This window comes from Roseivivax sp. GX 12232 (assembly GCF_021272185.1).
Lineage (GTDB): Bacteria > Pseudomonadota > Alphaproteobacteria > Rhodobacterales > Rhodobacteraceae > Roseivivax.
In genome coordinates this window covers 320,832-347,514 of record NZ_JAJSEC010000002.1, presented here as the reverse complement: position 1 = coordinate 347,514, position 26,683 = coordinate 320,832, and the positions used below count along the sequence as shown (strand labels likewise).

Below are 26,683 nucleotides of genomic sequence, written 5' to 3'. Positions count from 1 at the left end.
GGCCCAAGCGTAAGAAGACGCGGGCCCGGCGGCTGCATTGACGCCCCTTGCCGGCATGGTAGACGGAGCCCCGAAGTCAGGAGCACGCCGTCATGAACCTCTTTTCCGAGATCGGAACCCTTGTCACCGACGCCATCGGCAAGCTGCAGACCGAAGGCCGCCTGCCGGGCGAGCTGAACCTCGGCCCGGTCACCGTCGAGCCGCCGCGCGACCCCGCGCATGGCGACATGGCGACCAATGCGGCCATGGTTCTGGCCAAGCCCGCCGGGCAGAAGCCGCGCGACATCGCCGAGGCGCTGGTGCCGCATCTCTCCGCCGATCCGCGCGTGGCCGAGGCCAGCGTGGCGGGCCCGGGCTTCATCAACCTGCGGCTCTCGGGCGCCGTCTGGCAGGCGCTGCCCGCCGCCGTCCTGAAGGCCGGCGAGGCCTATGGCCGCTCGGCCATGGGGCAGGGCCAGCGGGTCAACGTGGAATATGTCTCGGCCAATCCCACCGGCCCGCTGCACGTCGGCCACACCCGCGGCGCGGTCTTCGGCGACGCGCTGGCGGCGCTTCTGGATTATGCGGGCTACGAGGTCACGCGGGAATATTACATCAACGACGGCGGCGCCCAGGTCGACGTGCTCGCACGGTCGGTCTACCTGCGCTACCTCGAGGCGCATGGCCACGAGGTGGAGTTCGCCGAGGGCACCTATCCCGGCGACTACCTGATCGCGGTCGGCGCGGCGCTGAAGGAAGAGGTCGGCGAGGCTTATCTCGATCAGCCCGAGGAGGTCTGGCTCGAGAAGGTGCGCCTCTTCGCGACCGAGCGGATGCTCGACCTGATCCGCGAGGACCTCGCGCTTCTGGGCGTGAAGATGGATGTCTTCTTCTCGGAGAAGTCGCTCTACGGCACCGGCCGGATCGAGGCGGCGATCGAGAGCCTGCGCGACAAGGGCCTGATCTACAAGGGCGTGCTGGAGCCGCCGAAGGGCAAGACCCCCGAGGACTGGGAGCCGCGCGAACAGACGCTCTTCAAGTCGACCGAATACGGCGATGACGTCGACCGGCCGATCATGAAATCGGACGGCGCCTGGACCTATTTCGCCCCCGACATCGCCTATCACTACGACAAGGTGGAACGCGGCTTCGACCTGCTGATCGACGTCTTCGGCGCCGATCACGGCGGCTACGTGAAGCGGATGAAGGCGGCGGTCGCGGCGCTCTCGCAGGAGAAGACGCCGCTCGACATCAAGCTGACGCAGCTGGTGAAGCTCTACAAGAACGGCGAACCCTTCAAGATGTCGAAGCGCGCCGGCACCTTCGTCACCCTGCGCGACGTGGTCGAAGAGGTGGGCTCCGATGTGACCCGCTTCGTCATGCTGACCCGCAAGAACGACGCGCCGCTGGACTTCGACTTCGACAAGGTGCTGGAGCAGTCCAAGGACAACCCGGTCTTCTACGTGCAATACGCCCATGCGCGGATTTCCTCGGTGCTGCGCAAGGCCCAGGCCGCGGGCATCGACGTGAGCGACGCCACGCTGGCGGGCATCGACGCCACCGACGCGGCGCATCCCTCCGAGCTGGCGCTGGCCAAGAAGCTGGCCGAATGGCCGCGCCTCGTGGAGATCGCCGCGCGCACATCCGAGCCGCATCGGGTGGCCTTCTACCTCTACGAGCTGGCCTCGGAACTGCACGCGCTCTGGAACCGCGGCAACGACGAGCCCGAGCTGCGCTTCCTGCAGGAAGACAACCCCGCAACAAGCCAGTCGAAAATCGCCCTGGCGCGGGCTGTCTCGGTTGTTTTGGCAGCGGGATTGGGTATCTTGGGCGTCGAACCGGCAGAAGAAATGCGCTGATACAAAACGCGCCCGCCGGACTGGCAGAGCAGCAGACCGGCGGGATGTCCGCCGGAACGAGAGGCAGGCATGGCGGAGACCTATCGCTCCGGTCCCGACGAGGGGGGCCATCCCAAGAATCCATTTGCGACCCTGACGCATCTGACCGGCGCCGCGGTATCGCTTGCGCTGATCGTCGGCGTCGGCGTCTGGGGCACGAAGCTGGTGATGCGCGACGTCTCGGGCATCCCGGTGGTGCGCGCGGCCGAAGGGCCGATGCGCGTTCAGCCCGAGAACCCCGGCGGCCAGCCCGCCGATCACCAGGGGCTCGCGGTCAACGACGTGGCCGGGCAGGGCGTGGCCCCGCCGCCGCCCGAGACCCTGACGCTCGCCCCCGAGGACGCGCGCCTCTCGGATGAGGACACCCCGCAGGAGGTGGCCGCCGCCGATCCGGTGGTGCCGCAGCCGAAACCCGAGGCCGGCGCGGCCGAGGCGGATGGCGAGGAAGAGCTGACGCTCGCCGCGCTGGTCGAAGAGGTCACCGCCGGGGCCAAGCCCCTGTCGCCGCTCGCCCCCGGTGAGGCGGGCGAGGGGGCCGCCGATCAGGTCGAGGCCGAGCGCCCCGCCTCCGGCAAGGAGGAGATGGAGCGCGCCGCCATCGACGCGACCATCGCCATGGCGCTTGGCGGCGAGGACGGCATGGCCCGCTCGCTGAAGCCGCGCGCCCGGCCCGGCGGGCTGCGCACCGCCGCACTGAGCCCGGTCACCCCCGAAGAGGCCGAGGCCGCCCGCGAGATCGCCCCCGAAGACCTCGCCTCCGGCACCCGGCTGGTGCAGCTCGGCGCCTTCGACAGCGCCGAGACCGCGCGGCAGGAATGGGCCAAGCTCTCGACCCGCTTCGAGGATTACCTCGGCCCGAAGTCGCGGGTGATCCAGCAGGCGCAATCCGGCGGCAAGACCTTCTACCGGCTGCGCGCCCATGGCTTCACCGATCTCTCCGACGCGCGGCGCTTCTGCGCGGCGCTGGTGGCCGAGGGCAGCGACTGCATCCCGGTGGTGGCCCGGTGAGCCGGTTCGGGGCGGCGATCCTCGCCCCCCTGGGGCCGCGGATCACCGAGGAGGAGCGGCGGCTGTTCGCCCGCAGCAACCCCTTCGGCTTCATCCTCTTCGCGCGCAACCTCGAGACGCCGGACCAGATCCGCGCGCTGACCGCCGAGCTGCGCGACGCCGTGGGCCGCGACGCACCGGTCTTCATCGACCAGGAGGGCGGCCGCGTCCAGCGCCTGCGCCCGCCGCTGGCGCGCGACTGGGCCCCGCCGCTCGATTTCGCCGGGGCGCATGGCGATGTCGCGGCCAAGGCGCTTTACCTGCGCTACCGGATCATCGCCGCGGAGCTGCGCAGCTACGGCATCGACGGCAATTGCGCGCCGACCCTCGACGTGGCGCGCCCGGGCACCCATGCGATCCTGCGCGACCGCTGCCTCGGCAACGGCGTCACCGAGGTGACCGAGCGGGGCCGCGCCGTGGCGCAGGCGCATTTCGACGGCGGCGTCCTGCCGGTGATGAAGCACATGCCGGGCCACGGGCTCGCGCAGCTCGACAGCCACCTGGCGCTGCCGCGCATCTCCGAGGCGCCGGATGTGCTCATGGGCACCGATTTCGCGGTTTTCCGGGCCTTCGCGGACCTGCCGCTCGGCATGTCGGCGCATCTGGTCTTCGAGGCCTTCGACCCCGCGAACCCGGCCACCGTCTCGCCGCGCATGATCGAGCTGATCCGCGCCGAACTGGGCTTCCGCGGCTTCCTGATGACCGACGACATCTCCATGGAGGCGCTTTCGGGCAGCGTGCCCGAGCGCGGCGCCGCGGCCATGGCGGCGGGCTGCGACTGCGTCTTGCACTGCAACGGCGATTACGAGGAAATGGCCCCGCTGATGGAAGAGGTCGGCGAGATGAGCGCCGAAAGCCACGTCCGCGCGGTTGCCGCGCTGACCGCCCGCCGCGACCCCGGCGAGGTTGACATCGAAGCTCTCACCGCCAAGCTGGAGGCGCTTGGCTCCGGGCGCGCGGGATGACAGACGACCAACCCGAATTCGACATCCAGCCGATCTCTGTCGCCGACCGCCTCGAAGCGGAGGCGCTGATCGTCGACGTGGACGGCTTCGAGGGGCCGCTCGACCTGCTTCTGACGCTGTCGCGGACGCAGAAGGTCGACCTGCGCAAGATCTCGGTCCTGCAGCTCTCGCGGCAATACCTGGCCTTCGTCGAAAAGGCCCGCGCGCTGCGCATAGAGTTGGCGGCGGACTACCTGGTGATGGCGGCCTGGCTGGCCTTCCTGAAGTCGCGGCTCCTCTTGCCGCCCGATCCCACCGAGGAAGGCCCCTCGGGCGAGGAACTGGCCGCGCATCTGGCCTTCCAGCTCGAACGGCTGCAGGCCATGCGCGAGGTCGCCGCCCGGCTCATGGGCCGCGACCAGCTCGGCCGCGATTTCTTCGTGCGCGGCATCCCCGAAAAAATGGAGCGCGTGCGCCGGGTGCGCTATTCGGCCTCGATCCTCGACCTGATGCAGGCCTATGCGCGGATCCGCACCCGCGACGATTTCCGCCCCTTCGTGATGGACCGCGACCATGTCTTCACGCTGGAGATGGCGCTGGACCGGATGCGCGGCATGATCGGCTTCGCGGGCACCTGGACGGATATTTCCTCCTATCTGCCCGAGGGCTGGGACCGTGACCCGATGCGGTTGCGCTCGGCCACCGCGGCGACCTTTGCCGCCTCGCTGGAACTGGTGAAGGAGGGCCGGGCGGAATTGCGCCAATCCGAGATGTTCGCCCCGATCGAGTTGCGCCGCCGCGACGGGCGCGAGACATGAGCGCCATGGCCGACGATCCGATTCCCGAAGACGAGACCCCGATGCCCGAGACGCCGGAGGGCGGCGAGACGCCGCTGCGCCGCGCGGAGGCGGATGCGATGCAGGATGCGCAGGCCGAGGGGTCCGAGGGAGCTTCGGGTGAGGCGGCCGGTCCGCTCGGGGCGGGCGCAGAGAGCGGGGACGCCTCTGCCGCGCCTGTTGGCGCGGGCGATGCGCAAGCCCCCGAAGCCGACGCCGAGCCCCCCGAGGACGAGGCCCCGCAAGAGACCCTCTTCGAGGCCCCGCCCATCGGCGAGCAGGAGCGCATGGTCGAGGCCATCCTCTTCGCCTCGGCCGAACCCGTCACCGTGCGCGAGCTCGACGACCGGATGCCGCATGGGGCTGATGCCGCCGAGGCGCTGGTGCACCTGCAAAAGCGCTACGAGGGCCGGGGCGTGCGCGTCACCCGCGTCGGCGACGCCTGGGCGATCCGCACCGCGCCGGACCTCGGCTTCCTGATGCAGAAGGAAACCGTCGAGACCCGCAAGCTCTCGCGCGCGGCGATCGAGACCCTGGCCATCGTCGCCTATCACCAGCCCGTCACCCGCGCCGAGATCGAGGAGATCCGCGGCGTCTCGGTCAGCCGGGGCACCGTCGACCAGCTGCTCGAGATGGAGTGGATCCGCTTCGGCCGCCGCCGCATGACGCCGGGCCGCCCGGTGACCTTCGTGGTGACGCAGGAGTTCCTCGACCACTTCGGCCTCGAAAGCGCGCGGGACCTGCCGGGCCTGAAGGAGCTGCGCGCCGCGGGGCTTCTGGAGAGCCGCCCGCCGCCGGGCACGCTGCCACAGTCGGGCGAGGGCGACCTCGACGCCGAGGAAGAGACCGACGAGGGGCAGAGCGAGCTGTTCGAGGACTGAGGCGGGGCCGCCTGCGGCCTAGCCGGGAAGCGCACCTTCCGCGTTTTCGGTTGTGGCGACCACCCGCTGAGAACAGGCGCGGCCCGCCCGCGCCACGGCCCAAGGCCCCCCCAAACACGTCACACCAAAAGAAAACGCCGCACCCCGGTCGGGGCGCGGCGCTTCCGCCGTCCGAAGGCTCCGCCCGCTCAGTCGCGGAGCGCGCCTTCCTCGTCCCGGCGCTGCTGCATCTTGGCCTTCACCCGGCGGCCGACGATCACCGGCAGCACGAAGCCCACGATGGCGACGGCCCAGAGCCCGATCGACAGCGGGCTGTCGACCAGCGTCCACCAGTTGCCGTTGTCGATGGTGATCGCCCGGCGCAGGTTGCTCTCCATCGCGTTGCCCAGAAGCGTGCCGAGGATGATCGGCACCAGCGGCACGTCGAGCTTGCGCAGCCCCCAGCCCATGACCCCGAAGCCGATCATCACCATCAGATCGAAGCTCGAGCCCGAGATCCCGTAGATGCCCACGAAGCTCACCATGGCCACGATCGGCATGAGGATCCGCGAGGGCACCATGAGCACCCGGGTAAAGAGCCCCACCATCGGGATGTTCATCGCCAGCAGCATGAAGTTGGCGATGAAGAGCGCCGCGATCAGGCCCCAGACCACGTCGGGGTTCTGCGTGAACAGAAGCGGCCCCGGCGTGATGTTCAGCGCCAGAAGCACCGCCAGCAGTACCGCCGTGGTGCCCGAACCCGGCACGCCGAGCGCCAGCATCGGCACCAGCGCGCCCCCGGCGGCGGCGTTGTTGCCGGTCTCGGGGGCCGCGACGCCGCGCGGATCGCCGGTGCCGAAGGTGTTCTCGCGGTCGACCAGGCGCTTCTCCATCGAGTAGGAGATGAAGGAGCCGAGCGAGGCCCCCGCGCCGGGCAGGACGCCCGCGATGAAGCCCAAGACGCTGGTCCGCAGCATGGTCGGCGTGCAGCGCTTGATCATCGAGAGCGGCGGGTAGAGCCGGCCGATCTCCATCTTCTTGCCCGAGGCGTCCGAGCCGCCGTGGCGATGCTCGAGGAAGATCAAGACCTCGGAGAGCGCGAAGAGCCCGACGATGGCGACCAGGAAGTCGATGCCGTCGTAGAGGTGCACCTCCCCGAAGGTGAAGCGCGGCACGCCGGTCTGGGTGTCGACGCCGATCATGGCGAGCCCGATGCCCAGTGCGGCGGCAAAGGCCGATTTCGCCTGGTTGGTCGAGGAGACCCCGCCGAGCGTCATGAAGGCCAGCGCGAAGAGCGCGAAATATTCCGCCGGACCAAAGAGCAGCGCGATCTTCACCAGCTGCGGGGCCAGGAAGATCAGCCCCCAGGTGGCGAAGAAGGCGCCGACGAAGCTCGCGATGCCCGAAAGCGACAGCGCCTCGCCGGCGAGCCCCTTCTTGGCCATCGGATGGCCGTCGAGACAGGTCATCATCGCGGGCTCGTCACCGGGAATGTTCAGAAGGATCGACGAGATCCGCCCGCCGTACATGGCCCCGTAATAGACCGAGGTCAGCAGGATCAGCGACGGCGTTGCGCCGAGGCCCATGGTGAAGGCCAGCGGGATCAGGATCGCCACGCCGTTCGAGGGGCCGAGCCCCGGCATGGCGCCCATGACGGTGCCGAGAAAGCAGCCGAGCAGCGCCAGCGCCAGGTTCTGCCAGGTGAGCGCGATGGCAAAGCCGTCGCCGAGGGATGCGAAGATATCCATGGTGCCCCCTCAGAAGCCCCAGGGGCCGCGGGCCAGCGAAAGCCCGAGCACCAGGTGAAAGATGACGTAGATGCCGACCGAGGTGCCGACGCCGGTGGCCACGGCCTCGAGCGGGCGCGAGCCCAGGCGCCAGGCCAGGTAGCCGGCGGCGAAGGCGGTGGCGATGACAAAGCCTGCCTCGGGCAGAAGCTGCGCATAGGCGATCATCACGATCACCGCGGCGGCGATTTCCGCGAGCCGCCCGAGCGCGGGCCAGCGCGGTTCCGCGTCGGGCTTGAGGATGATGGCCAGCGAGGACAGGCCGAGGATGGCGGCCAGGATCAGCGGAAAGGCCTTCGGTCCGACGGCATCGGAGAGGAAGCTTTCCTCGATCGCCAGCGCCGCCATGGCGTAGGCGAAAGCCAGAAGGATGCCGAAGACCCCGAAGATACGATCGCTCATGGGGGATCTCCTGAGTGAAAGGGTGAGGGGAAAGGGGGGCCGCCACGCGCGGGAGGGCGGGCGGCGGCCCCGGGGAGGCCGGGGCGGGGCGGCTGCCTCAAGCCACCCCGCGCGGAGCCTCACTTGATGATGCCGATCTCTTTCGAGATGCCCTCGATGCGGGCCACCGATTCCGAGACGAAGGTCTCGAACTCTTCGCCCTGTAGGTCGAGCGGCGCGAGGCCGTTGGCGTCCATGACGGCTTTCCACTCGTCGGTGGCGTAAAGCTCGGAGAGCTTCGAGACCCAGGTGTCATAGGCCGCGTCCGACATGTCGCCCGGCGCGTAGAAGCCGCGCCAGTTGGCGCCGATGGCGTCCACGCCCTGCTCCTTGGCGGTCGGGAAGTCGGCAAACTCGCCCGGCAGGCGCTCGGGTGCGAGCACCGCGATCACCTTGATGTCGCCCGAATCGACGAAGCCCTTGGCCTCGGAGATGTCGCCGGTGAAGGCCTGGACCGAGCCCGCGAGAAGCTGGGTCACCGCCTCGCCGCCGCCGTCGAAGGCGATGTATTTCACCGAACGGACGTCATCGATGCCATAGGCATTGGCCGCGATCAGCACCTTGAGGTGGTCCCAACCGCCCACGGCGGAACCGCCCGCGACCGACACGCTGGTCGGATCGGCCTTGATCTGGTCCAGCAGTTCGGGAAGCGTCTCGACCTCGCTGTCGGCGGCCACGGCGATCACGCCGTAATCCGCGCCGATGGTGGCGAGCCAGCGCACCTGGTCCATGGAATTGCCCGGGTAGGCGCCCTGCGCCAACCGCGTCGCGGTGGCCGAGGAGGCCGCGACGATCAGGTCGTTGTCGTCGCCGCGCTTGTTCACGACCTCCGCGAAGGCCACGCCGCCGCCGCCGCCGGCGAGGTTCACGACCTGCATGGTCTTGTCGATGAGGCCCTGGTCCTGCAGCGATTTGCCGACCTGGCGGCAGGTGAAGTCCCAGCCGCCGCCCGGGTTGGCCGGGGCGATGCACTCGGGGTTTTCCGGGGTGTAGTCCTGCGCCTGCGCCGCAACGGCGGACAGGCCGAGGATCGCGGCCGTCATCAGGCCGCGGGTTGCCGATTTGATCATGGTTTCCTCCACTTGGTGGCCGCCTGGCGCCCTCCGCGCCGCGACCGAAAGTCCCCCGCGGGGTCCAAGGCGGCTTTTCAGCCTCCCGGGTTGCGGGTTACGAGAGGGGATAGCCGATAAAGCTGTCGTGAACCTGTCACTGGGCCGCGCCGGCGCTTTGGGAGGAGATTCGGCGATGCGGGTTCTGATGGTCGAGGATGCCACCGACCTGGCCGAGGGCGTGGTCGCGCGCTTCGCCCGGGTGGGAATCACCTGCGACCTGGCCGCCAGCCTCGAAGAGGCGCGCGACTGCCGGGCGGTGCAGGGATTCGACGCGATGATCGTCGACATCAACCTGCCCGACGGCTCGGGCATCGACTTTTTGCGCGAGGTGCGCGCCGCGGGCGATGCCACGCCGGTCCTGATGCTGACGGCGCTGGCCTCGATCGACGACCGGGTCGGCGCGCTCGATCGGGGTGCGGACGACTACCTGGGCAAACCCTTCGACCAGCGCGAGCTTGAGGCGCGGCTGCGGGCGCTCGTGCGCCGCAACGCCGCCCAGCCACAGAAGGGCGAGGCGATCACCCTCGGACCCCTTTGCTACCTGCCGGCCGAGCGCAGCGCCACGCTGCAGGGCCGCCACCTGGAGCTGACCCGCCGCGAGGCGGCGCTTCTCGACGTGCTCCTGCGGCAGGAAGGGCACTTCCTGACCAAGCAGCGGCTCTACGATTCGCTCTTCGGCTTTGACGACACCGACGTCGGCGTGAACGCCATCGAGCTTTACATCGCGCGGCTGCGCAAGAAGCTCGCGGGCACCCCGGTGGTGATCGAGACCCGGCGCGGCGTCGGCTACCGGATTGGGCTGCATGCCTAGGCCCGCGCCCGCGGCCCCGAGCCTGGCCTACCGCGTCCTGGGCGCGGTCCTGGTGATCCTACTCGCGGGCGGGCTCCTGGTCGCGGGCTCGACCTGGTTCAACGGGCGGCAGGCGGCGCGGCAGGCCTACGACCGGATCCTGGTGGGGGCCGCCAACGACATCGCCGAATCGATCCGCATCCAGGACGGCGGGCCTTTCGTGGACCTGCCGGTCTCGGCCTTCGAGCTTCTGGCCCAGGCCCCCGACGACCGCATCCACTACGCGGTGACCGGGCCTGGCGGCGAGCCGGTGACCGGTTTCGGCGTCCTGCCCGGCCATCCCGAACACGCCCCCGGCCGCATCGCGCCGGAGTTCTTCGACGCCGACCTGCAGGGCGAGGCCGCGCGCTTCGTCACCGTGACCCGGCGCTTCGCCGAGCGGGATTTCTCGGGCGAGGTCACGGTGACCGTGGGCCAGACCCTGCGCGCGCGGCGCGCCATGGCGTTGGCGCTCATGGTCGATGCGCTGCTGCCCATGGTGCTGGCGGGGATCGCGCTCATGGGTATTTCCTGGGTGGTGATCCGGGGCGCGGTGCGCCCGCTCGGCGCGCTCTCGCAGGATCTCGCGTTCCGCGACCCCTACGACCTCACGCCCATGCCGACCGAAGGCGTGCCGCAGGAGCTGCGGGTCATGCTCGACGCGATGAACCGCTTCATGGGGCGGCTCGACCGGCAGATGGGCTCGATGCGCAACCTGATCTCGGACACCGCCCACCAGCTTAGGACCCCGGTTGCGGCGATAAGGGTGCAGGCCGAGACGCTCCTGGAGGAGGACAGCCCGCCCGGCCGCGCGCGGGCGGGCGAGCGGCTCCTGGCGCGGACCCGGTCTCTGGGGCGGCTTCTCGACCAGCTCCTCAGCCGGGCGCTGGTGATCCACCGGACCGACAGCGCGCCCCGGGTGCCCGTCGACCTGCGCGAGATCGCTCTCGAGATCGTCGAGCGGCGCGACCACGAGCTTCTGGCCCCCGGTGCCGAGATGCGGCTCGAGATCGGGCCCGAGCCGGTCATGGTCATGGCCGAGGTCTTCTCGCTCGAGGAGGCGGCGAAGAACCTTCTGGCCAATGCGCTGCGCCACGGCGTGCCGCCGGTGGTGCTGGGCGCCGAGGAGCGCGACGGGCAGGCCGCACTCTGGGTCGCCGACGCGGGGCCGGGGCCGGCGCCGGAGCTGCTGGCGCGGCTCGGCGGGCGCTTCGAGCGCACCGCCCAGAGCCAGGAGCAAAGCGCGGGCCTCGGCCTCGCCATCGTGAAATCCGTGGCCGAAGCCTTCGGCGGGCGGGTTGAGATGACCCAGGAGGCGACGGGCTTCCGGGTGGCGCTGATCCTGCCCGCCGCCCCCGGCGAGGAGGCCCCATGACCCTGCTGCGCTACGCCCTCGCCACCCTTCTGGCGCTGCTTCCCGTCCCCGGCGCGGCGCAGGAGGACATCGCCGAGTTCGGCAGCGGGGCGACCGAGATGACGCTCATGTCGACCACCGACATCGCCATCATCGCGCCGGTCATGCAGCGCTTCGCCGATCTCAACCCCGACCTGCTCCTGCGCTACGAGCAATGGGGCTCGAACGCGCTCTTCGCCCGCAGCCGTGCCGCCTGCGAGGGCGGAGGGCAGGGCGCGCCCGCCGATGCGATCCTCTCTTCGGCGGTGCATCACATGGTCTGGCTGGTGAACGCCGCCTGCGCGCATCGCTACGTCTCACCGCGCACCTCGGCGCTGCCGCCGGTGCGGCGCTGGCGCGACGAGGTCTGGGGCCTGACCGAGGAACCGGCCGTCATCATCTACAACAAGCGCGCGCTTGGCGGGGCCGAGGTGCCGCGCAGCCGTTTCGCGCTGCTCGACCTGATGCGCGAGGCCCCCGAGGCGCTGCGCGGCCGGATCGCCACCTATGACATCGCGGCCTCGGGGCTGGGCTATCTCTTCGCCCATAGCGACAGCCTCGAGGCCAGCACCTTCGGCGCCATGCTCGAAGGTTTCGCCCGGGTCGACGCGGTGGCCACCTGCTGCTCGACCGAGATCATCCGCGGCGTGGCCGATGGGCAGTACGATTTCGCCTACAACGTGCTGGGCTCTTACGTGGCCAGCGTCGCGGAGCCCGACGTGGGCGTCATCCTGCCCGAGGATTACACGCTGATCCTCTCGCGCAGCTACATGATCCCGCGCGGCGCCCGCCAGAAGGAGGGTGCGACGCGGCTGCTGGATTTCCTCCTGTCGGCGGAAGCGCAGGGCATGCTGGCCGAGATCGGCCTCGTAATGAGTGCGGATGCCGACGAACACGGGCTGGTGCCGAGCGCCCGGCGGCTGATCGCGCTCTCGCCGTCGCTTCTGGTGGCACTCGATGCCAACACCCGCGAGGGGCTGTTCTCGATCTGGAACAATGCCTTCAGCCTGGGCGGCTCGCCCTGAGGGGGCCACACCGCGTCAGATCGCCAAGCATTGCGATTGACCGAGGGTGCGGCCTTCTGTAGCGAGGAAGATGTGATCGGTTCCGGCAGCCCGCCGGAGGAAAGAGGGAATGCAGTGCGGCGCGCCCCAAGCGTCAAACCTGCAGCTGCCCCCGCAACTGTGAGCGGCGAGCGCAGGCCGGGATACCACTGGAGCAATCCGGGAAGGTCGGCCGAAGCAAAGACCCGCGAGCCAGGAGACCTGCCTGTCACGGGCGACACCACGAACCCCCTCGGGTGAGAGGGAAAGGAGAACGACCATGACCACCACGACCCTCACGGCAGGCCAGAGCGGTTCGCGCAGCATCCTCGCGGCGCTGTCGGCGGCAGTCCTCGGGCTCGGCATCCTGTGGATGGCCGGCCACGCGCAGGCGGGTGCCCTGCATGACGCGGCGCATGACGTGCGCCACGCCACCGGCTTCCCCTGCCACTGACCCCATGTTCACCCGGATTCTGACCAGCGCGCTGTTCGCTGGGGCTGCCGCGGGGCTGATTGCCGCCCTGCTGCAGCTTGTTTTCGTGCAGCCGGTGCTGCTGCACGCGGAGCTCTACGAGGGCGGGGACCTGGTGCATTTCGGCCCCGGCGGCGAGGCCAATTCGGCCACGCCCGCGCTTGGCGGCTTCGACGCACTGCGCGACGGCCTGAGCATCATCTTCACCATGCTGATCTACGCGGGCTACGCGCTGGTGCTGATCCCGCTCATGGCGCTGGCGCAGGAGCGCGGCGCCACGATCAACGCGCGGACCGGCCTTCTCTGGGGCGCGGCGGGCTTCGTGACCGTGCACATGGCGCCGGCCTTCGGCCTGCCGCCCGAGGTGCCGGGCGTCGCCGCCGCGGACCTTATGGCGCGGCAGCTTTGGTGGGGCGCGACGGTGCTGGCGACCGGCATCGGCCTCTGGCTCGCGGCCTTCGGGCGGAGCTGGGCGGCCTGGGGCGGCGCCGTGGTGCTGCTGCTCGCGCCGCATCTCGTCGGCGCGCCGTCGCCCGAGGTCTTCTCGGGGCCGGTCCCGACCGAGCTGGGCGCGCTTTTCGCGGCGCGGGCGCTTGGCATCGGGCTCGCGGCCTGGGTGCTGCTGGGCGGTTTCGCCGGGTTCTTCTGGGCCCGCGAGACGCAAGGGCGGGGCGCGGCGCAGACCGCCTGAGCCCCGCCTGACAGGAGAGCACCGGCATGGACCGATCCATTCCGCTTCTGGTGATCGGGCTCGTCCTCGGGGGCGGGCTCGGCTTCACCTTCGCGGCCGGCCAGGGCATCACGCTGGACGGCCACGACCATTCCGACCCCGCCCATCACGGCGCCCATGCGGGCGGCGCGGGCGGCGGCCAGGGTGCGGCCCACGACCACGGCGAGATGCTGGAGCTGCCTGCAGGGCCCGAAGCCCCGGCGCTTGCGCTTGCGCTGAGCGAGGATCCGGTCTCGGGCTGGAACCTGCGGATCGAGACGCAGAACTTCACCTTCGCGCCCGGAAACGCCAGCACCGCGCATGTGCCCGGAGAGGGTCACGCTCATCTCTACGTGAACGGCGAAAAGCGCGCGCGGCTCTACGGCCCCTGGGTGCACTTGGCCGATATGCCTGACGGCCCGGTCGAACTGACGGTGACGCTGAACGCCAATGATCACCGGCTTCTGGCGGTCGAAGGTGAGGCACTGCGTGAAGTCGTGACGCTGCAGAACTGAGCGCCCGAGGGGCCGCGCGGCGGCCCCTGTCGCCTCACTCGGGCAGCGCGGGCACCCGGCCTTTCAGGCAATGCCGAAGCCGCCCGCAGGGGCGCGCATCCTCGATCCAACCCCCGGGCGCGTCGAGGTAGGCGCGCAGCGTGCCGATGATGTCGGCGCGGTCGGCCTCCGGGTCGACGCCCGCGAAGAAATAGGTCGCCCGCCCGGGCGCCTGCAGCGCCATGGAGACCGGCGCGCCGCAGCCGTTCATGCAGTCCTGCGCGGCGATCCGCACCTCGAGCCCCGCCGCCGCGATCTCGGCCCGGAGCGCGTCCCAGCCCGGCCCCTCGCAGGTCCGGCAAAGGCGCAGCACCGCCGTCATGGCGCCTCGCGGCGCAAGAGGTAGGTGTCCATGATCCAGCCATGCGCCGCGCGCGCCTTGGCCCGGGCCTCCACCACGCGCGGGCCGGCCTCGGCCAGCGGCCCGGCGTCGAGCAACTGGTTCTCCATCCCGAGGTAGGCGCCCCACCAGAGGTGCAGCCCCTCGGGCGCGAGCCCCTGGAAGCTGCACTCCCCGTCGAGCATGACCACCACACTCTCGGCGCCCTCGGGCCAGCCGTGGTCGCGCAGCCGCCGCCCGGTGGTCACAGTCACCGCGCCGTTCACCGTGTTGAAGGGGATCGCGTGGGCCGAGGTCAGCGCCTGCAGCGCGGTGACGCCGGGCACGACCCGCAGGCGCGGCGCGGGCGAGAGACGTTCCGCGATGCGCAGCGTGCTGTCGTAGAGCCCCGGGTCCCCCCAGACCAGAAGCGCCACCGGCCCGTCGACCTCGGCGCCCGCGATCGCGTCCTGCCAGCGCGCCGCGATCTCGTCGTGCCAGCGCGCGACGCGGGTCTGGTAAGGCAGGCTTTCGTCGCGGACCGGCATGTCGAAGGGCACGACGCGGGCCGTGGCCCCGGCCTCTTCGATGATCCGCAGGCGCAGCTCGGCCAGGTCGTCCTTCCCGGGGCCTTTGCGCGGCACCAGGATCAGCCCCGCCTCGGAGAGCGCGCGCAGGCCTTCGCGGGTCACGTGATCGGGGCTGCCGGTGCCGATGCCGATGAGCCAGAGGTCCCTCACACCGCCGTCTCCTCGGCCAGGGGACCGTAGAGGATCAGCGCGGGCAGCGGGCTTGTCGCCCCTTCGAGCGCCGTGGCGAGCCCGCCCACCGTGGTGCGGGTCAGCCGCTGGTCGGGGGTCGAGACGGCCTCGGCCAGAAGCGCGGGCGTCTCGGGTGGCAGTCCGCGCTCGATCAGCATGGAAGCCAGCGCCGGGAAGGTGCGCTTGCCCATGTAGACCACCGTGCAGGCGCGGGGATCGGCCAGCGCCGTGAGGTCCAGGTCGCGCGGCAGCTCGCCGGTGACGTCATGACCGGTCACGAATTGCACCCGCCGCGCGGTCAGCCGCCGGGTCAGCGGGATGCCCGCCGCGGCGGCAGCTGCGAAGGCCGAGGGCAGGCCGGGCACGATCTCGTAGGCCACGCCAGCGGCGCGCAGCGCCACAAGCTCTTCCTCGAGCCGCCCGAAAAGCCCGCCGTCGCCGGATTTCAGCCGCACGATGCGCCCGCCTTCCAGCGCGTAATCCACCAGGAGCTGCGAGACATGACCCTGTTTCGGTGAAGGCCGCCCGGCGCGTTTGCCGACGCCCACCAGGTCCGCTCCGGGCCGCGCGTAGGACAGGATCGGCCCCGAGGAGAGGTCGTCGAAGAGCACCGCATCGGCGCGCTTCAGCCGGTCCACCGCCTTCAGGGTCAGAAGCTCCGGGTCGCCCGGCCCGCTGCCGACGAAGCTGACAAACCCGGTCATGCCGCCTCCTCCGCCGCGATCAGGTGGAAGAAGGTGCCCGAGACATGGCCCCGGCGCGAGCCGGTCTCCGGCACAGCGTTGCCATCGGCGTCGGCGACCTCGGCCAGCGGGGCGTCGGGCTGCTCGAGGATGGTGGAATAGTGGAACTCATGGCCCCTGAGCGCGGCGCCCGGCGCATGGCCCGGCATCTCCGCGACCAGCCGCGCGCGGCGGTAGCCGAGGTGGAACTTGCGCTTCTCGTAGGAGGTCACGAGCCCCAGGAGCCCCGCCATCTCGTGGCGCCTGCCCTCCTTGTCGATCAGCGCCGCGCCAAGCGCCATGTAGCCCCCGCATTCGCCGTGCACGGGGCGCGTCTCGGCGTGGCGGCACAGGCCCGCCCGGAATTTCGCGGCGGCGGCGAGCTGCCCGGCGTAGAGCTCCGGGTAGCCGCCCGGCAGCCATACGAGGTCCGCCTGCGGGTCCGGCGCCTCGTCGGCCAGCGGCGAGAAGGGCAGGATCTCGGCCCCCGCCGCGCGCCAGCCCTCGAGGAGATGCGGATAGGTGAAGGAGAAGGCCGCGTCGCGGGCAATCGCGATGCGCTGCGCGGGCGGGGCCGGCAGGCGGCCCGCCTCGGGCCGGGCCCCGCCAAGCGCCGCGGCGCGGATCGCGGGCAGATCGACGTGCTCACGCAGGAAGGCCGCGTAACCCGCGATGGCGGCCTCGAGGTCGGGATGTTCCACCGCCTGGATCAGCCCCAGGTGCCGCTCGGGCAGGGCCAGGTCGCCCCGGCGCGGCAGCACGCCCAGGACCGGCAGGCCCGCGCGCTCCATCCCGAGCCGGATCAGCCGCTCGTGGCGCGGGCTCGCGACGCGGTTCAGGATGACCCCGGCGAAAGGCAGGTCGGGCTGATAGGCGGCAAAGCCCATGGCCGTGGCGGCGGCGGATTGCGCCTGGCCGCCCGCATCGACGACCAGCACCACCGGCCAGCCCATGCGCCGCGCGGTCTCGGCCGAGGAGCCGAAGCCCGTCTGGCCTTGCGTCGCGACCCCGTCGTAGAGCCCCATGGAGCCCTCGCCGAGGCAGATGTCGGCGCCCGCGCTTTGGCCCGCGATGGCGCCGAGAAGCCCGCCGTCCATCGCCCAGGTGTCGAGGTTGAAGCTTGCCCGCCCGGCGGCGGCGAGGTGAAAGGCCGGGTCGATGTAATCCGGCCCCGACTTGAAGGGCTGGACCGACAGGCCGTCCTCGGCGAGCGCGCGCAGGAGGCCCAGCATGACCGTGGTCTTGCCGGTGCCCGAGGCGGGGGCCGAGACCAGAAGCCCCGGCGGCAGCAGTGCGGGATCAGTCATCGCCGGCGCTCCAGTCTGCCCAGGGGCTGTCGGCCGATTGCGGGCGGTAGCGGCGGTCGTAGTCGGTGGCGTAGAGGCGGCTCTCGGCAAAGCCCTCGCGCCCGAGCGCGGGGCCCACGAGGATCAGCGCGGTGCGCGAGATGCCTTCGGGCAGTTGCGCCGCGATGTCGCCCAGCGTGCCGCGCAGCACCCGCTCGTCGGGCCAGCTCGCGCGCCAGACCACGGCGGTGGGGCAATCGGCGCCGTAATGCGGGGTCAGGTCCGCGACCACCTGCGCGAGGTTCTGGATCGAGAGATGGATGGCCAGCGTCGCCCCGGTGCGGGCGAAGGCGGTCAGCGTCTCGCCCTCGGGCATGGAGCTCGCGCGCCCCGGCGTCCGGGTCAGCACCACCGATTGCGCGAGGCCCGGCAGGGTCAGCTCGGCGCCAAGCGCCGCGGCGCTGGCCGAGAAGGCCGGCACGCCCGGCGTCACCGTATAGGCGATGCCAAGCGCCTCGAGCCGGCGGATCTGCTCGCCCATGGCCGACCAGACCGAGAGGTCGCCCGAATGCAGCCGCGCCACGTCCTGCCCGCGGGCCTCGGCGGCCTCGATCTCGGCGATGATGCCGTCGAGGTCCATGGGCGCGGTGTTCACCACCCGGGCGCCCTCGGGGCAATGGCCCAGCACCGCCTCGGGCACCAGCGAGCCCGCGTAGAGGCAGACCGGGCAGGCCGCGATCAGGTCGCGCCCGCGCAGGGTCAGAAGGTCCGGCGCGCCGGGGCCGGCGCCGATGAAATGCACCGTCACAAGGTCTCTCCCATAGCCAGGGCACAGGTTGCCATGCGGTCGCCCGAGATCACACGCGGGCCGATCAGACGGGCCCCGGGGCCGGCGGCGGCCAGGGCGGCCGCCTCGGCGAGGCTTCCGGTGCCGCGCGCGGCCCGCGCGGCGGGCGATTGCGTGGCGGTCTGTTGGCGGGCGAGCGCGGCGCTGTCAACGCCCCGCGCGGGCAGGCCCGCCTCTCGGGCGAAGGCGGTGAAGGCCGGGGCGCGGGCCTTGTCCTCGGCCGTTGCGAGGATCTGCGCGCGGGCCGCCCCGCCGGCCTTCTCGAAGGCATCGGCGAGGCTCGCGGCGCTGGCGCCCGCGCGGAAGCCGAAGCCCGCGACGATCACAGCCGCCCCCGGTATTGCACCACCGGATAGGCGGCGGCCCAGCCGCGCCGGCTGCCGAGCGGGCGGGCCTCGGCCAGCTCGATCCGCAGGAGCTCTCCGCCCTGCGTGGCCTGCCAATCGGCAAGCAGCGCCTCGCTTTCGAGCGTCACCGCATGGGCCACGAGCCGCGCGCCGGGGGCCTGTTCTGTCAGCGCGTCAAGAAGCGCGCGCGACAGCCCGCCGCCGATGAAGACGACCTCCGGTGCGGGCAGCTCCATGAGCGCCTCGGGGGCCGTGCCCTCGACGACCTGCAAGCGGTCGACGCCAAGGGCCGTGGCATTGGCGCGGATGTTCGCGGCGCGCGCCGGGCGGGGTTCGATCGAGGTGGCTTGGGTCGTGTGGTGGGCCAGCAGCCATTCGATGGCGATCGAGCCCGAGCCGCCGCCGATGTCCCAGAGCCGCTCTCCGGGCCGGGGCGCGAGCGCCGAGAGCGCCAGCGCCCGCACCGGCCGCTTGGTCATCTGCCCGTCGCTGGCGAACAGCGCATCCTCGCGGCCGCTGGCGCAGGTCATCACCGTGCCTTGGCCCGCGATTTCGAGGCCCACAGCGACCGGGTGACTGGCGCCGCCCGTCCAGTCGCAGGCCCTGACCTGCAGGACCCGTTCGCGCGGACCGCCAAGCGCCTCGCAAAGCGTCAGGCTGCTCTCACCGAAGCCCAGCTCGCACAGGAGCTCCGCCACGGCATCCACCGCCGCGCCGTCGCGCAGCAGCGCCAGGATCCGGGCGCCCGGCGCGAGATGTGGGCGCAACCGGGTCAGCGGTGCCGCATGCAGGCCCAGGCAGGTGGTCCGCTCCAACCCCCAGCCCAGCCGTGCGGCGGCCAGCGAGAAGGTCGAAGGCCCGGGCAGGGCGCGCCATTCGCCGGGCTCCAGCGCCTCGGCCAGGACCCGGCCCGCGCCGAACCAGAAGGGATCGCCCGAGGCCAGCGCCACGGTGGGTGTCCCGCGCCGGGCGAGGATCAGCGGCAGCCCTTCGGCGAAGGGCACCGGCCACTCGATGCGATGGGCGGAGAGATCGGGCAGCAGCGCCAGGTGGCGCGCCGGGCCGATCACGCAGTCGGCAGCTTCCAGAGCGGCGCGGCTTGCAGGCGGCAGCCCTTCCGGTCCATCTTCGCCGAGACCGAGAATGGTAAGCCAGGGTCGATCAGCCATGACGCCGAACCTCCTGATCCTCGCGGGCACAAGCGAGGCCACCGCCTTTGCGCGCCGCGCCGCCGATGCCGGGCTCGCCGGCACGGTGTCCTTCGCGGGCCGCGTCGCGCGGCCCCTGCGCCAGCCCTTGCCGCAGCGGATCGGCGGCTTCGGCGGGTCTGAGGGGCTGGCCGACTACCTGCGCGCGGAGAAGATTACGCACCTCGTTGATGCGACCCATCCCTTCGCCTCGCAGATGAGCCGCAACGCCGTGGAAGCGGCCCGGGTCACCGGCGTGCCGCTCGTGGCGCTGACCCGTCCGCCCTGGCAGGCCTTGGCGGGCGACGCCTGGCAGCATGTGCCCGACATCGCGGGCGCGGTCGCGGCGCTTTCCCGTCCGGCGGCGCGGGTCATGCTGGCGGTGGGGCGGATGCACCTCGCGGAGTTTGCGCCGAACCCGCAGCATTTCTACCTGCTGCGGCTCGTCGATCCGCCCGAGGCGCCGCCGCCCTTTCCCGATCATGCCGTGGTGGTCGACCGCGGGCCTTTCGACGAAGCCGCCGACCGGGCGCTGATGGAGGCGCACGGGATCGACCTCGTGGTCTCCAAGAACGCCGGGGGCAGCGGGGCCTATGCGAAGATCGCCGCCGCCCGCGCGCTTGGCCTGCCGGTCGTGATGATCGACCGCCCGGCGCTGCCCGCGCGAGACGAGGTCCATGACATCGAGGCGGCGCTGGCCTGGGTTCATGCGGGCACCGAGCGGGGCGTATAGACGAAGGGCGCGCCTTCGGGCCGGTTGATCACCCGGGTCGCCGAGGAGCCGACCAGGACCGCGGTGCGCATGTCGGCCATCTCCGGGGTGGCCTCGGCCAGGGTGGTGACGCGGAGCGCCTCGTCCGGGGTCGAGACGGCGCGGGCGAAGATGATGACCCGGGACGGCTCGCAGCCTTCGCGCAGCACCTCCAGCGTGCGGGCGAAGCCCTCGGGCCGCGACTTGGAGCGCGGGTTGTAGAAGGCCATGGCAAAATCCGCCTCGGCGGCGAGCCGCAGCCGTTTCTCGATCAGCGCCCAGGGCTTGAGGTTGTCCGAGAGGTTGATGGCGCAGAAGTCATGCCCCAGGGGCGCGCCCGCGCGGGCCGCGGCGGCGAGCATGGCGGTGATCCCGGGCAGGACGCCGATCTCCAGCGCGCGCCATGCCGCGGGCCCGTCCTCCACCGCCTCGAAGACCGCCGAGGCCATGGCGAAGACCCCGGGATCACCCGAGCTGACCACCACCACGCGGCGGCCTTCAGAGGCCATCTCGAGCGCATGGCGCGCGCGGTCGATCTCGACCCGGTTGTCGCTTTCGTGCAGGCGCAGGTCGGGGCGCGGGGCCACGCGGCGGACATAGGGGATGTAGCCCACCACATCCGTCGCCTCCGCCAGAGCCGCCTGCACCTCAGGGGTCACCAGCGCCTCGGCGCCCGGCCCGAGGCCCGCGATCCGCACCCAGCCGCTCATGGCCGGCGTCCCTCGCCATGCACCACGACAATGGAGAAATAGGGCAGCGCCCGGTCGCCGATCTGATCGAGCGGCGTGACCGCCTGGCGCTCCATGCTGGCGTATTCGATGACCTGGGCGCGCGCGGCCTTGCCCGCGGCCTGAAGCGCGCGGGCGATCTTCGGCAGGTTGCGCCCGACCTTCATCACGACCAGCGCGTCGGCCTCGCGGGCGCGGGTCGCCAGCACCTCTTCGTCCAGCGTGCCCATCAGCACCGAAAGCACGTCGTCGCCCCAGGTGATCGGCGCGCCGGTCGCCGTCCAGGCCGCCGACATGCCGGTGATCGCGGGCACCACCCGCACCGGCACATGCGGCGAAAGCCGCGTGTAGAGATGCATGAAGGAGCCGTAGAAGAAGGGGTCGCCCTCGCAGAGGACCACCACGTCCTCGCCGCCTTCCGCGATGGCGCGCAGCTTGGCGGTGACCTCTTCGTAGAAGGCCGAGAGGCACTGGTTGTAGCGCGGATCGGACAGCGGGATCTCGGTCGTAACCGGGTATTCCATGGCGATCTCGCGGGCCTCGGGGTGCAGCATGCCCTCGACGATGGCGCGGGACTGGCCGCGCCGCCCGGCCTTGCGGAAGAAGGCGACGTGCCGCGCGCCGCGCACCAGCCGGTCGGCGCGCACCGACATGAGGTCGGGATCGCCGGGGCCGAGGCCGACGCCGTGGATGGTGCCCGGCGCGGTCATTCGGCGCGGCTCGCGATGGCGTTGATCGCGGCGACCGTGATGGCGCTGCCGCCGAGCCGGCCCTCGACGATGATCGCGGGCACCGGCTGGGCGGCCCAGAGCGCATCCTTCGACTCGCGCGCGCCGACGAAGCCGACGGGGCAGCCGATGATCGCCGCGGGGCGCGGGCAGGCCGGGTCTTCCAGCATCTCGAGCAGGTGGAACAGCGCCGTCGGCGCGTTGCCGATGGCGACCAGCGCGCCCTCCAGCTTGTCGCGCCAAAGCTCCAGCGCCGCGGCCGAGCGGGTGGTGCCCAGCTCCTGGGCCAGCCCCGGCACGCGCGGATCCTGCAGGGTGCAGATCACCTCGTTCTCGGCAGGCAGGCGCTTGCGGGTCACGCCCTCGCTGACCATGCGCGCATCGCAGAGGATCGGCGCGCCGCCCTCGAGCGCCCGGCGGGCGGCGGCGACCGCGCCGTCGGAGATCCGCACATGCGCCTCGAGCCCGACCATGCCCGCGGCATGGATCATCCGCACCACCACCTGTTCGGCATCGGGCGCGAGCCCGGCGAGGTCGGCCTCGGCCCGGATGGTGGCGAAGCTTTCGGCATAGATCGCCGCGCCGTCCTTTTCGTAGGCGTAAGGCATGTCAGTCGTCCCAGAGATCAGTGAGGTCGTCGGGCGCGAGGCCCCGGCGGAAGGGCTCATCCCATGCCGCCCCGCCCTGCACAAGGTCGAAGCGCCCGGCGCGGCCGGTCAGGGTGAGATCGGCGCTGCCGCTGCCCGCGCAGCCCTTGGCGCAGCCCGAGACATGCAGGCTTTTGTGGGTCGGCAGGCGCGCGGCGAGGCGGCGGGCGGTGTCTTCGGTCGGCATCTCGCCCTGCGGACAGGCGGGCGCGCCGGGGCAGGCCTCGACGCGCAGGAGCGGATCGTCAGGCGTGGTGATGAGACCGGGGAGGGTGGCGCAATCGGCGGCGCTGCGGCCCGGCGTGAAGACCATGCGCCAGGGGGTGATCGCGAGCGGACCTTCGGGGAGGGCGGCGAAACTGCTGGCGGGGAAGCGTCCGAAGGCGGCGGCGAGGAGCGCGCCGCCTGCCGTGTCGCCGGGCTCCGGGCGCGGGGCCTCGGGGGCCGGCTCTGCGTCTCCGGCGAGCTCGGGCAGCAGCGCCGCGCCGCTCTCCAGGTGCCGCGCCATGCGGCCGCGCCCGTCGGGACCGACGCCGCCCGAGGCGAGGAACCAGCGCGCCAACTCCAGCGCGGCGCGGATCGCGGCGGGGGCATCACTGACGGTGCGGCCCGTGGGGGCGCCCTCGGCGCGGACCAGGAGGCCGCCCTCCGCCGAACCCTCGATCCGTATGTCGCCGCTGATGCCCGAGAGCATGCGGGACGGCCCGGGATCGAGCGCGAAGCCGAATTTCGAGGGCAGGGGGGCGAGGTCCTCAGCCTCGGCCAGAGCCACTTCCAGAGCCTTGGAGAGCGCGCGGGTCTCGGAGCCGCCGAAGGGATCGCTGACGAGGTTGCGCCGGGCCTCGACCGCCGGGTCGATGTCCAGCAGATCGAGCGCGGCAAGACGCGCGCGCAGCGGCGCGAGCGCATCCTCGGCGACGCCCCGGATCTGCAGATTGGCGCGGCGCGTCAGGGCGATCTCGCCATTGCCAAACGCCTCCGCCGCCGCACCCAGCCCCGCGACCTGTTCGGGCGACAGGTGCCCCGCGCGCGGGCGCACCCGCAGCACGTAGCCGTCGCCCGAAGCCATGGGCCGCAGCGCCCCGGGGCACCAGCCGCGCACCGCGCCGCTCATGCCTCGGCCTCGAGCGCGGGACCGGTGGCGTTGCGGCGGCTCTGCCAGAGGCCCGCCGCGCGCAGCGCCTCGAAGCGGGCGCGCATGGCCTCGAGCGCCTCGGGGTTGGCCTCGGCCAGGAAGTCGCGCACCTCGGCGTCCCCGAGCGTCGCGGCGTGGAAGGCGTCGAAGAGATGCGGCGCGACCGCGTCGGCCAGATGCGCGAAGGCGGCCATGTTCTCGAGCGTGGCGGCGATCTCGGCGGCACCCCGGAAGCCGTGCCGCGCCATGCCCGCGATCCAGCCGGGATGGGTGGCGCGGGCGCGGACCACGCGGGCGACCTCCTCGGAAAGCGCCCGGGCGCGCGGCGCCTCGGGGTTGGTCGCATCGAGATGCCAGAGCCGCGCCGCGCCGCCCGCGACGCCCTGGGCGGCGGCAAAGCCCGCCTCGTGGCTGGCGTAATCCTCGGCCAGAAGAATGTCGGTCTCGGGCAAGTCCTGAAGGTGCACGAAAGCCTCGGCGCCCGCCACCCGGTCGCGGATCGCGGATCGGTCCTCGACCGCCGCCTCGCCGTCGAGCGCCCAGGCCGAGGCCGCCAGCCAGGCCTCGCCCGCCCGGACCCGGGCTTCCTCGCTGTAGTCGGTGAGCTCGGGCCCCATGGCGAGGCCGAAGGAGCCGGGCGCGGGCCCGAAGACCCGCGCGCCGTCGTGGCCGACATAGGGGTTCCAGTCCGCCGCCTCGTCGCGGGCGGCCAGCGCGCGCACCGCCTGCTGGAAAAGCGCGGTCAGCACCGGGAAGACATCGCGGAAGAGGCCCGAGACCCGCAGGGTGACGTCGATGCGCGGGCGCTCCAGTTCGGCGATGGGCAGGACCTCGATGCCCGAGACCCGCTCGGTGCCCTCGTCCCAGACCGGGCGCACGCCCAGAAGCGCCAGCGCCATGGCGAACTCCTCGCCCGCCGTGCGCATGGTGGCCGAGCCCCAGAGGTCCACGACCACGCTTTTTGGCCAGTCGCCCTCGTCCTGCAGGTGGCGGCGGACCAGCTCCTCGGCGAGGCGGCCGCCCTGGGCGTAGGCCGCCCGGCTCGGCACCGCGCGGGGGTCTGTGGTGAAGAGGTTGCGCCCCGTCGGCAGCACGTCGCGCCGGCCCCGCCAGGGCGAGCCCGAAGGCCCGGGCGCGATGCGCCGCCCGGAAAGCGCATCGAGCAGCCCCTGCCGCTCGGCGCGGGCGGCTTCGGCCATGTCGTCCGGGTGGTCGTCCCGGGTGCGGCCCCAGACGTGCAGCCCGTCGCCGTAGCGGCTTTCCTTCACATCGCAGACGAAGCGGTCGATGCGGGTCACCGCCTCGGCCTCGCACATGGCGCCGTCGATGCCGAGGTCCTCTTCGACGCCCTCGGCGCGGGCCTCCATGCGGATGTCGTCGATCAGCCGGTCGCGGCGGCGCGGGTCGAGCCCGTCGGCGTTGGAGAACTCGTCGAGCAGCGCCTCGAGCCGCAGGAGCCGGTCCGGCGTCTTGCTGTCGGCCAGCGGCGGCGGGACATGGCCCAGCGTCACGGCGCCGATCCGGCGCTTGGCCTGGGCGGCCTCGCCGGGGTCGTTGACGATGAAGGGATAGATAACCGGCAGCGCGCCGGTCAGCGCTTCGGGCCAGCAAGCCGAAGACAGCGCCACCGATTTCCCCGGCAGCCATTCCAGCGTGCCATGGGCGCCGACATGCACCAGCGCGTCGGCCTGTTCGCGGAGCCAGAGGTAGAAGGCGACATAGGCATGGCAGGGCGTGCGACCGAGGTCGTGGTAGTCGTCCTCGCGCTCTGCCCGGTGCCCGCGGTCGGGCTGCAGCGCGATCAGCGCCTGGCCGCGGCGGAGCGCGCGGAAGCGCAGCGCGCCGTTGTCCGCGGCATCGCTGGCCGGCCCCCAGGCGGCTTCGAGGTCGTCGCGCAGCGCCTGCGGCAGCCGGGCCAGCGCGGCCTCGTAGTCGGCGAGCGGCCAGGTGATCTCGGCGGTCTCGAGCGCCTCGGCGAGCGGCGCACCGGGGGCGAGGGCATAGCCCGCCTCGGCCAGGTCGCCGAGGATCGCCTCGCCCGAGGCCAGCGCGTCGAGGCCCACCGCATGGGCCATGTTCCAGTCCCGCCCGGGATAGGTCGAGAGGACCAGCGCCACCCGCCGCCGGGCCGTGGGGCAGGCGGCGAGCCGGTGCCAGCCCGCCACCCGGTCGGCGAGCGCGGCGATGCGGTCGGGCTCGGGCATATGGCGCAGGCGGGCGAATTGCAGGTCGGGGTCGCGGGGCTCGGGCTCCTTGAAGCTCGCGACACCCGCGAAGAGCCGTCCGTCGACCTCGGGCAGCACGACATGCATGGCGAGGTCCGCGGGCGAGAGACCGCGCTCGGCCTCGGCCCAGGCTTTCCGGGTCGAGGTGGCGAGCGCCACCTGGAAGACCGGCACGCCGCCCGCATCGAGCGGCGAGCTGCCCGCGCTGCCCTTGCCGGAAAAGGCCGTGGCATTGACCACCGCGACCGGCCCGAGCCCCGCCACCTGCCGCTCGAGCCAGCCCGATGCGTCGGGCGCCTTGAGCGAGGGGGCGAAAAGGCCGAGGACGGAGAAGCCGCGGTGCCTGAGCGCGGTAAAAAGCGCCTCGACCGGGGCGAGGTCGGCGGCGGCGAGGAAGGATCGGTAGAAGACGACGAGGACCAGGGGTTTGTCGGGTGCCTCGGGGGCGCGCGCGGGCTCCGAGTCGCCCGGATCGGAAGCCGCCGCCTCCGGCAGCCCGCCGAGAGCCGCCAAGGCCGGGCAGGTCACGCCATGCTCCGGCGTCCAGGCGCCGACCAGCGGCAGCGCCTTCACGCCGCGCACCGGCCCCGCGTAGAGCCCCGCCGCCAGCGCCATCTGCGCCAGCGCCGCCTGGGCGGCCACCGCGCCGCCGGTGTCGCAGAGATGCGCCAGCCGCCGCAGGGTCGAGACCGGCACCGTAGATATTTCGTCGAGCCGGGGATCCTCGCGCCCGTCCGCCGGCAGGACCGCCAGCGCGATGCCCTTCTGCCGGGCGAGCGCCTCGATCTGCTGCAGCCCATAGGGCCAATAGGGCTGCCCGCCGATCAGCCGGATCAGGATGCCCTGGGCGCCCTCGAGCGTCTGTTCGACATAGGTGTCGACCGAGAGCGGGTGGCGCAGCGCGGCGATATTGGCCAGCCGCAGGCTCGGCAGCTTGCCCTGCCGCCCGCCGCCGCGCTCCCAGCCCGCCGCAAAGGCCCCGAGATCCGAATCCGAGAAGGACAGCGCCACGATCTCGGCCGGGCTCTGGCCCAGGTCGGTCGGCGTGTCGGTCTCGTCGAGCCCGTGGCTTTCGCGGAAGACGACATGCATGGTC

The 26,683-nt window shown here is 72.1% G+C and carries 27 protein-coding genes and 1 riboswitch; of the genes, 12 read left to right on the top strand and 15 right to left on the bottom strand.

What is annotated here, in order from left to right; all coding sequences use genetic code 11:
• Positions 1-92: 92 nt before the first annotated feature.
• From argS to scpB, 5 genes are all read left to right on the top strand, one after another.
• Positions 93-1,838 (top strand): arginine--tRNA ligase, encoded by a 1,746-nt coding sequence (gene argS / locus LR948_RS05595; protein ID WP_232752994.1) that lies wholly within the window; start codon positions 93-95, stop codon positions 1,836-1,838.
• A gap of 69 nt (positions 1,839-1,907) precedes the next feature.
• On the top strand, positions 1,908-2,885 hold the full coding sequence (locus LR948_RS05590; protein WP_232752993.1) for an SPOR domain-containing protein: 978 nt from the start codon (positions 1,908-1,910) through the stop codon (positions 2,883-2,885).
• Positions 2,882-3,889 carry a glycoside hydrolase family 3 N-terminal domain-containing protein gene (locus tag LR948_RS05585; protein WP_232752992.1) on the top strand — a complete coding sequence of 336 codons (1,008 nt, stop codon included), beginning with the start codon at positions 2,882-2,884 and terminating at the stop codon, positions 3,887-3,889. Before LR948_RS05590 ends, LR948_RS05585 begins: the two co-directional genes overlap by 4 nt.
• Positions 3,886-4,686: a ScpA family protein gene (locus LR948_RS05580; protein WP_232752991.1), complete on the top strand. Its 801-nt coding sequence runs from the start codon at positions 3,886-3,888 to the stop codon at positions 4,684-4,686. The genes LR948_RS05585 and LR948_RS05580 overlap by 4 nt, the downstream gene beginning before the upstream one ends.
• Positions 4,687-4,991: 305 nt before the next feature.
• Positions 4,992-5,585 (top strand): SMC-Scp complex subunit ScpB, encoded by a 594-nt coding sequence (gene scpB, locus LR948_RS05575; RefSeq protein WP_232753178.1) that lies wholly within the window; start codon positions 4,992-4,994, stop codon positions 5,583-5,585.
• A gap of 188 nt (positions 5,586-5,773) precedes the next feature.
• On the opposite strand, the gene LR948_RS05570 is transcribed toward scpB, so the two are convergent.
• The 3 genes from LR948_RS05570 to LR948_RS05560 all read right to left on the bottom strand — a co-directional run bounded on the left by LR948_RS05570 (position 5,774) and on the right by LR948_RS05560 (position 8,862).
• The gene (locus LR948_RS05570; protein WP_232752990.1) at positions 5,774-7,312 is read right to left on the bottom strand and encodes a tripartite tricarboxylate transporter permease; all 1,539 of its coding nucleotides are present in this window, start codon (positions 7,310-7,312) and stop codon (positions 5,774-5,776) included.
• Positions 7,313-7,321: 9 nt separating this feature from the next.
• The gene (locus LR948_RS05565; protein ID WP_232752989.1) at positions 7,322-7,753 is read right to left on the bottom strand and encodes a tripartite tricarboxylate transporter TctB family protein; all 432 of its coding nucleotides are present in this window, start codon (positions 7,751-7,753) and stop codon (positions 7,322-7,324) included.
• A gap of 119 nt (positions 7,754-7,872) precedes the next feature.
• Positions 7,873-8,862 (bottom strand): tripartite tricarboxylate transporter substrate binding protein, encoded by a 990-nt coding sequence (locus LR948_RS05560; RefSeq protein ID WP_232752988.1) that lies wholly within the window; start codon positions 8,860-8,862, stop codon positions 7,873-7,875.
• Positions 8,863-9,037: 175 nt separating this feature from the next.
• Here LR948_RS05560 and LR948_RS05555 point away from each other — a divergent pair, with 175 nt between their 5' ends.
• The 6 genes from LR948_RS05555 (at position 9,038) to LR948_RS05530 (ending at position 13,865) form a co-directional block, all read left to right on the top strand.
• Positions 9,038-9,715, top strand: a complete 678-nt coding sequence (locus LR948_RS05555) for a response regulator transcription factor (RefSeq protein ID WP_232752987.1) — start codon at positions 9,038-9,040, stop codon at positions 9,713-9,715.
• Positions 9,708-11,108 (top strand): sensor histidine kinase, encoded by a 1,401-nt coding sequence (locus LR948_RS05550; protein ID WP_232752986.1) that lies wholly within the window; start codon positions 9,708-9,710, stop codon positions 11,106-11,108. Before LR948_RS05555 ends, LR948_RS05550 begins: the two co-directional genes overlap by 8 nt.
• Positions 11,105-12,151 carry an ABC transporter substrate-binding protein gene (locus LR948_RS05545; RefSeq protein ID WP_232752985.1) on the top strand — a complete coding sequence of 349 codons (1,047 nt, stop codon included), beginning with the start codon at positions 11,105-11,107 and terminating at the stop codon, positions 12,149-12,151. Before LR948_RS05550 ends, LR948_RS05545 begins: the two co-directional genes overlap by 4 nt.
• A 60-nt stretch (positions 12,152-12,211) precedes the next feature.
• Positions 12,212-12,414, top strand: a riboswitch (cobalamin riboswitch).
• A 35-nt stretch (positions 12,415-12,449) separates the two neighbouring features.
• Positions 12,450-12,623 (top strand): CbtB domain-containing protein, encoded by a 174-nt coding sequence (locus tag LR948_RS05540; RefSeq protein ID WP_232752984.1) that lies wholly within the window; start codon positions 12,450-12,452, stop codon positions 12,621-12,623.
• Positions 12,624-12,627: 4 nt separating this feature from the next.
• Positions 12,628-13,332, top strand: coding sequence for a CbtA family protein (locus LR948_RS05535; protein WP_232752983.1), 705 nt, complete (start codon positions 12,628-12,630; stop codon positions 13,330-13,332).
• A gap of 26 nt (positions 13,333-13,358) precedes the next feature.
• A complete protein-coding gene (locus tag LR948_RS05530; RefSeq protein WP_232752982.1) occupies positions 13,359-13,865 on the top strand; it encodes a hypothetical protein in 507 nt (168 codons plus the stop codon).
• Positions 13,866-13,899: 34 nt separating this feature from the next.
• On the opposite strand, the gene LR948_RS05525 is transcribed toward LR948_RS05530, so the two are convergent.
• The 7 genes from LR948_RS05525 to cbiE are packed head-to-tail and all read right to left on the bottom strand — an operon-like array spanning position 13,900 to position 19,355.
• On the bottom strand, positions 13,900-14,226 hold the full coding sequence (locus tag LR948_RS05525) for a DUF1636 family protein (RefSeq protein WP_232752981.1): 327 nt from the start codon (positions 14,224-14,226) through the stop codon (positions 13,900-13,902).
• The gene (gene cobF, locus LR948_RS05520; RefSeq protein WP_232752980.1) at positions 14,223-14,963 is read right to left on the bottom strand and encodes a precorrin-6A synthase (deacetylating); all 741 of its coding nucleotides are present in this window, start codon (positions 14,961-14,963) and stop codon (positions 14,223-14,225) included. The genes LR948_RS05525 and cobF overlap by 4 nt, the downstream gene beginning before the upstream one ends.
• Positions 14,960-15,688 carry a uroporphyrinogen-III C-methyltransferase gene (gene cobA, locus LR948_RS05515; protein WP_232752979.1) on the bottom strand — a complete coding sequence of 243 codons (729 nt, stop codon included), beginning with the start codon at positions 15,686-15,688 and terminating at the stop codon, positions 14,960-14,962. The genes cobF and cobA overlap by 4 nt, the downstream gene beginning before the upstream one ends.
• Positions 15,685-17,013, bottom strand: a complete 1,329-nt coding sequence (locus LR948_RS05510) for a cobyrinate a,c-diamide synthase (RefSeq protein WP_232752978.1) — start codon at positions 17,011-17,013, stop codon at positions 15,685-15,687. The genes cobA and LR948_RS05510 overlap by 4 nt, the downstream gene beginning before the upstream one ends.
• The gene (gene cobM, locus LR948_RS05505) at positions 17,006-17,800 is read right to left on the bottom strand and encodes a precorrin-4 C(11)-methyltransferase (RefSeq protein ID WP_232752977.1); all 795 of its coding nucleotides are present in this window, start codon (positions 17,798-17,800) and stop codon (positions 17,006-17,008) included. Before cobM ends, LR948_RS05510 begins: the two co-directional genes overlap by 8 nt.
• A complete protein-coding gene (locus LR948_RS05500) occupies positions 17,797-18,165 on the bottom strand; it encodes a cobalamin biosynthesis protein (protein WP_232752976.1) in 369 nt (122 codons plus the stop codon). The genes cobM and LR948_RS05500 overlap by 4 nt, the downstream gene beginning before the upstream one ends.
• Positions 18,162-19,355: a precorrin-6y C5,15-methyltransferase (decarboxylating) subunit CbiE gene (cbiE, locus tag LR948_RS05495; RefSeq protein WP_232752975.1), complete on the bottom strand. Its 1,194-nt coding sequence runs from the start codon at positions 19,353-19,355 to the stop codon at positions 18,162-18,164. Before cbiE ends, LR948_RS05500 begins: the two co-directional genes overlap by 4 nt.
• Here cbiE and LR948_RS05490 point away from each other — a divergent pair.
• Complete coding sequence (locus tag LR948_RS05490; RefSeq protein ID WP_232752974.1) at positions 19,354-20,106, top strand: cobalt-precorrin-6A reductase; 753 nt, start codon at positions 19,354-19,356, stop codon at positions 20,104-20,106. The genes cbiE and LR948_RS05490 overlap by 2 nt on opposite strands.
• Here LR948_RS05490 and cobJ read toward each other — a convergent pair.
• From cobJ to cobN, 5 genes are read right to left on the bottom strand one after another with little or no spacing between them, the layout of a single operon-like run.
• A complete protein-coding gene (cobJ, locus tag LR948_RS05485; RefSeq protein ID WP_232752973.1) occupies positions 20,079-20,834 on the bottom strand; it encodes a precorrin-3B C(17)-methyltransferase in 756 nt (251 codons plus the stop codon). The two genes, LR948_RS05490 and cobJ, sit on opposite strands and share 28 nt — an antisense overlap.
• Positions 20,831-21,562: a precorrin-2 C(20)-methyltransferase gene (locus LR948_RS05480; RefSeq protein WP_232752972.1), complete on the bottom strand. Its 732-nt coding sequence runs from the start codon at positions 21,560-21,562 to the stop codon at positions 20,831-20,833. Before LR948_RS05480 ends, cobJ begins: the two co-directional genes overlap by 4 nt.
• Positions 21,559-22,188 (bottom strand): precorrin-8X methylmutase, encoded by a 630-nt coding sequence (locus LR948_RS05475; protein WP_232752971.1) that lies wholly within the window; start codon positions 22,186-22,188, stop codon positions 21,559-21,561. Before LR948_RS05475 ends, LR948_RS05480 begins: the two co-directional genes overlap by 4 nt.
• Position 22,189: 1 nt before the next feature.
• Positions 22,190-23,341 (bottom strand): hypothetical protein, encoded by a 1,152-nt coding sequence (locus LR948_RS05470; RefSeq protein WP_232752970.1) that lies wholly within the window; start codon positions 23,339-23,341, stop codon positions 22,190-22,192.
• Positions 23,338-26,679, bottom strand: coding sequence for a cobaltochelatase subunit CobN (cobN, locus tag LR948_RS05465; RefSeq protein WP_232752969.1), 3,342 nt, complete (start codon positions 26,677-26,679; stop codon positions 23,338-23,340). The genes LR948_RS05470 and cobN overlap by 4 nt, the downstream gene beginning before the upstream one ends.
• Between the last annotated feature and the right edge of the window lie 4 nt (positions 26,680-26,683).

What these genes read in the sequence shown, in the direction of transcription:
- argS (WP_232752994.1), top strand. Translation starts at nt 93, where the DNA reads ATGAACCTCTTTTCCGAGATCGGAACCCTTGTCACCGACGCCATCGGC.
- LR948_RS05590 (WP_232752993.1), top strand. Translation starts at nt 1,908, where the DNA reads ATGGCGGAGACCTATCGCTCCGGTCCCGACGAGGGGGGCCATCCCAAG.
- LR948_RS05580 (WP_232752991.1), top strand. Translation starts at nt 3,886, where the DNA reads ATGACAGACGACCAACCCGAATTCGACATCCAGCCGATCTCTGTCGCC.
- scpB (WP_232753178.1), top strand. Translation starts at nt 4,992, where the DNA reads ATGGTCGAGGCCATCCTCTTCGCCTCGGCCGAACCCGTCACCGTGCGC.
- LR948_RS05570 (WP_232752990.1), bottom strand. Translation starts at nt 7,312, where the DNA reads ATGGATATCTTCGCATCCCTCGGCGACGGCTTTGCCATCGCGCTCACC.
- LR948_RS05565 (WP_232752989.1), bottom strand. Translation starts at nt 7,753, where the DNA reads ATGAGCGATCGTATCTTCGGGGTCTTCGGCATCCTTCTGGCTTTCGCC.
- LR948_RS05560 (WP_232752988.1), bottom strand. Translation starts at nt 8,862, where the DNA reads ATGATCAAATCGGCAACCCGCGGCCTGATGACGGCCGCGATCCTCGGC.
- LR948_RS05555 (WP_232752987.1), top strand. Translation starts at nt 9,038, where the DNA reads ATGCGGGTTCTGATGGTCGAGGATGCCACCGACCTGGCCGAGGGCGTG.
- LR948_RS05550 (WP_232752986.1), top strand. Translation starts at nt 9,708, where the DNA reads ATGCCTAGGCCCGCGCCCGCGGCCCCGAGCCTGGCCTACCGCGTCCTG.
- LR948_RS05545 (WP_232752985.1), top strand. Translation starts at nt 11,105, where the DNA reads ATGACCCTGCTGCGCTACGCCCTCGCCACCCTTCTGGCGCTGCTTCCC.
- LR948_RS05540 (WP_232752984.1), top strand. Translation starts at nt 12,450, where the DNA reads ATGACCACCACGACCCTCACGGCAGGCCAGAGCGGTTCGCGCAGCATC.
- LR948_RS05535 (WP_232752983.1), top strand. Translation starts at nt 12,628, where the DNA reads ATGTTCACCCGGATTCTGACCAGCGCGCTGTTCGCTGGGGCTGCCGCG.
- LR948_RS05530 (WP_232752982.1), top strand. Translation starts at nt 13,359, where the DNA reads ATGGACCGATCCATTCCGCTTCTGGTGATCGGGCTCGTCCTCGGGGGC.
- LR948_RS05525 (WP_232752981.1), bottom strand. Translation starts at nt 14,226, where the DNA reads ATGACGGCGGTGCTGCGCCTTTGCCGGACCTGCGAGGGGCCGGGCTGG.
- cobA (WP_232752979.1), bottom strand. Translation starts at nt 15,688, where the DNA reads ATGACCGGGTTTGTCAGCTTCGTCGGCAGCGGGCCGGGCGACCCGGAG.
- LR948_RS05510 (WP_232752978.1), bottom strand. Translation starts at nt 17,013, where the DNA reads ATGACTGATCCCGCACTGCTGCCGCCGGGGCTTCTGGTCTCGGCCCCC.
- LR948_RS05490 (WP_232752974.1), top strand. Translation starts at nt 19,354, where the DNA reads ATGACGCCGAACCTCCTGATCCTCGCGGGCACAAGCGAGGCCACCGCC.
- cbiE (WP_232752975.1), bottom strand. Translation starts at nt 19,355, where the DNA reads ATGGCTGATCGACCCTGGCTTACCATTCTCGGTCTCGGCGAAGATGGA.
- cobJ (WP_232752973.1), bottom strand. Translation starts at nt 20,834, where the DNA reads ATGAGCGGCTGGGTGCGGATCGCGGGCCTCGGGCCGGGCGCCGAGGCG.
- LR948_RS05480 (WP_232752972.1), bottom strand. Translation starts at nt 21,562, where the DNA reads ATGACCGCGCCGGGCACCATCCACGGCGTCGGCCTCGGCCCCGGCGAT.
- LR948_RS05475 (WP_232752971.1), bottom strand. Translation starts at nt 22,188, where the DNA reads ATGCCTTACGCCTACGAAAAGGACGGCGCGGCGATCTATGCCGAAAGC.
- LR948_RS05470 (WP_232752970.1), bottom strand. Translation starts at nt 23,341, where the DNA reads ATGAGCGGCGCGGTGCGCGGCTGGTGCCCCGGGGCGCTGCGGCCCATG.
- cobN (WP_232752969.1), bottom strand. Translation starts at nt 26,679, where the DNA reads ATGCATGTCGTCTTCCGCGAAAGCCACGGGCTCGACGAGACCGACACG.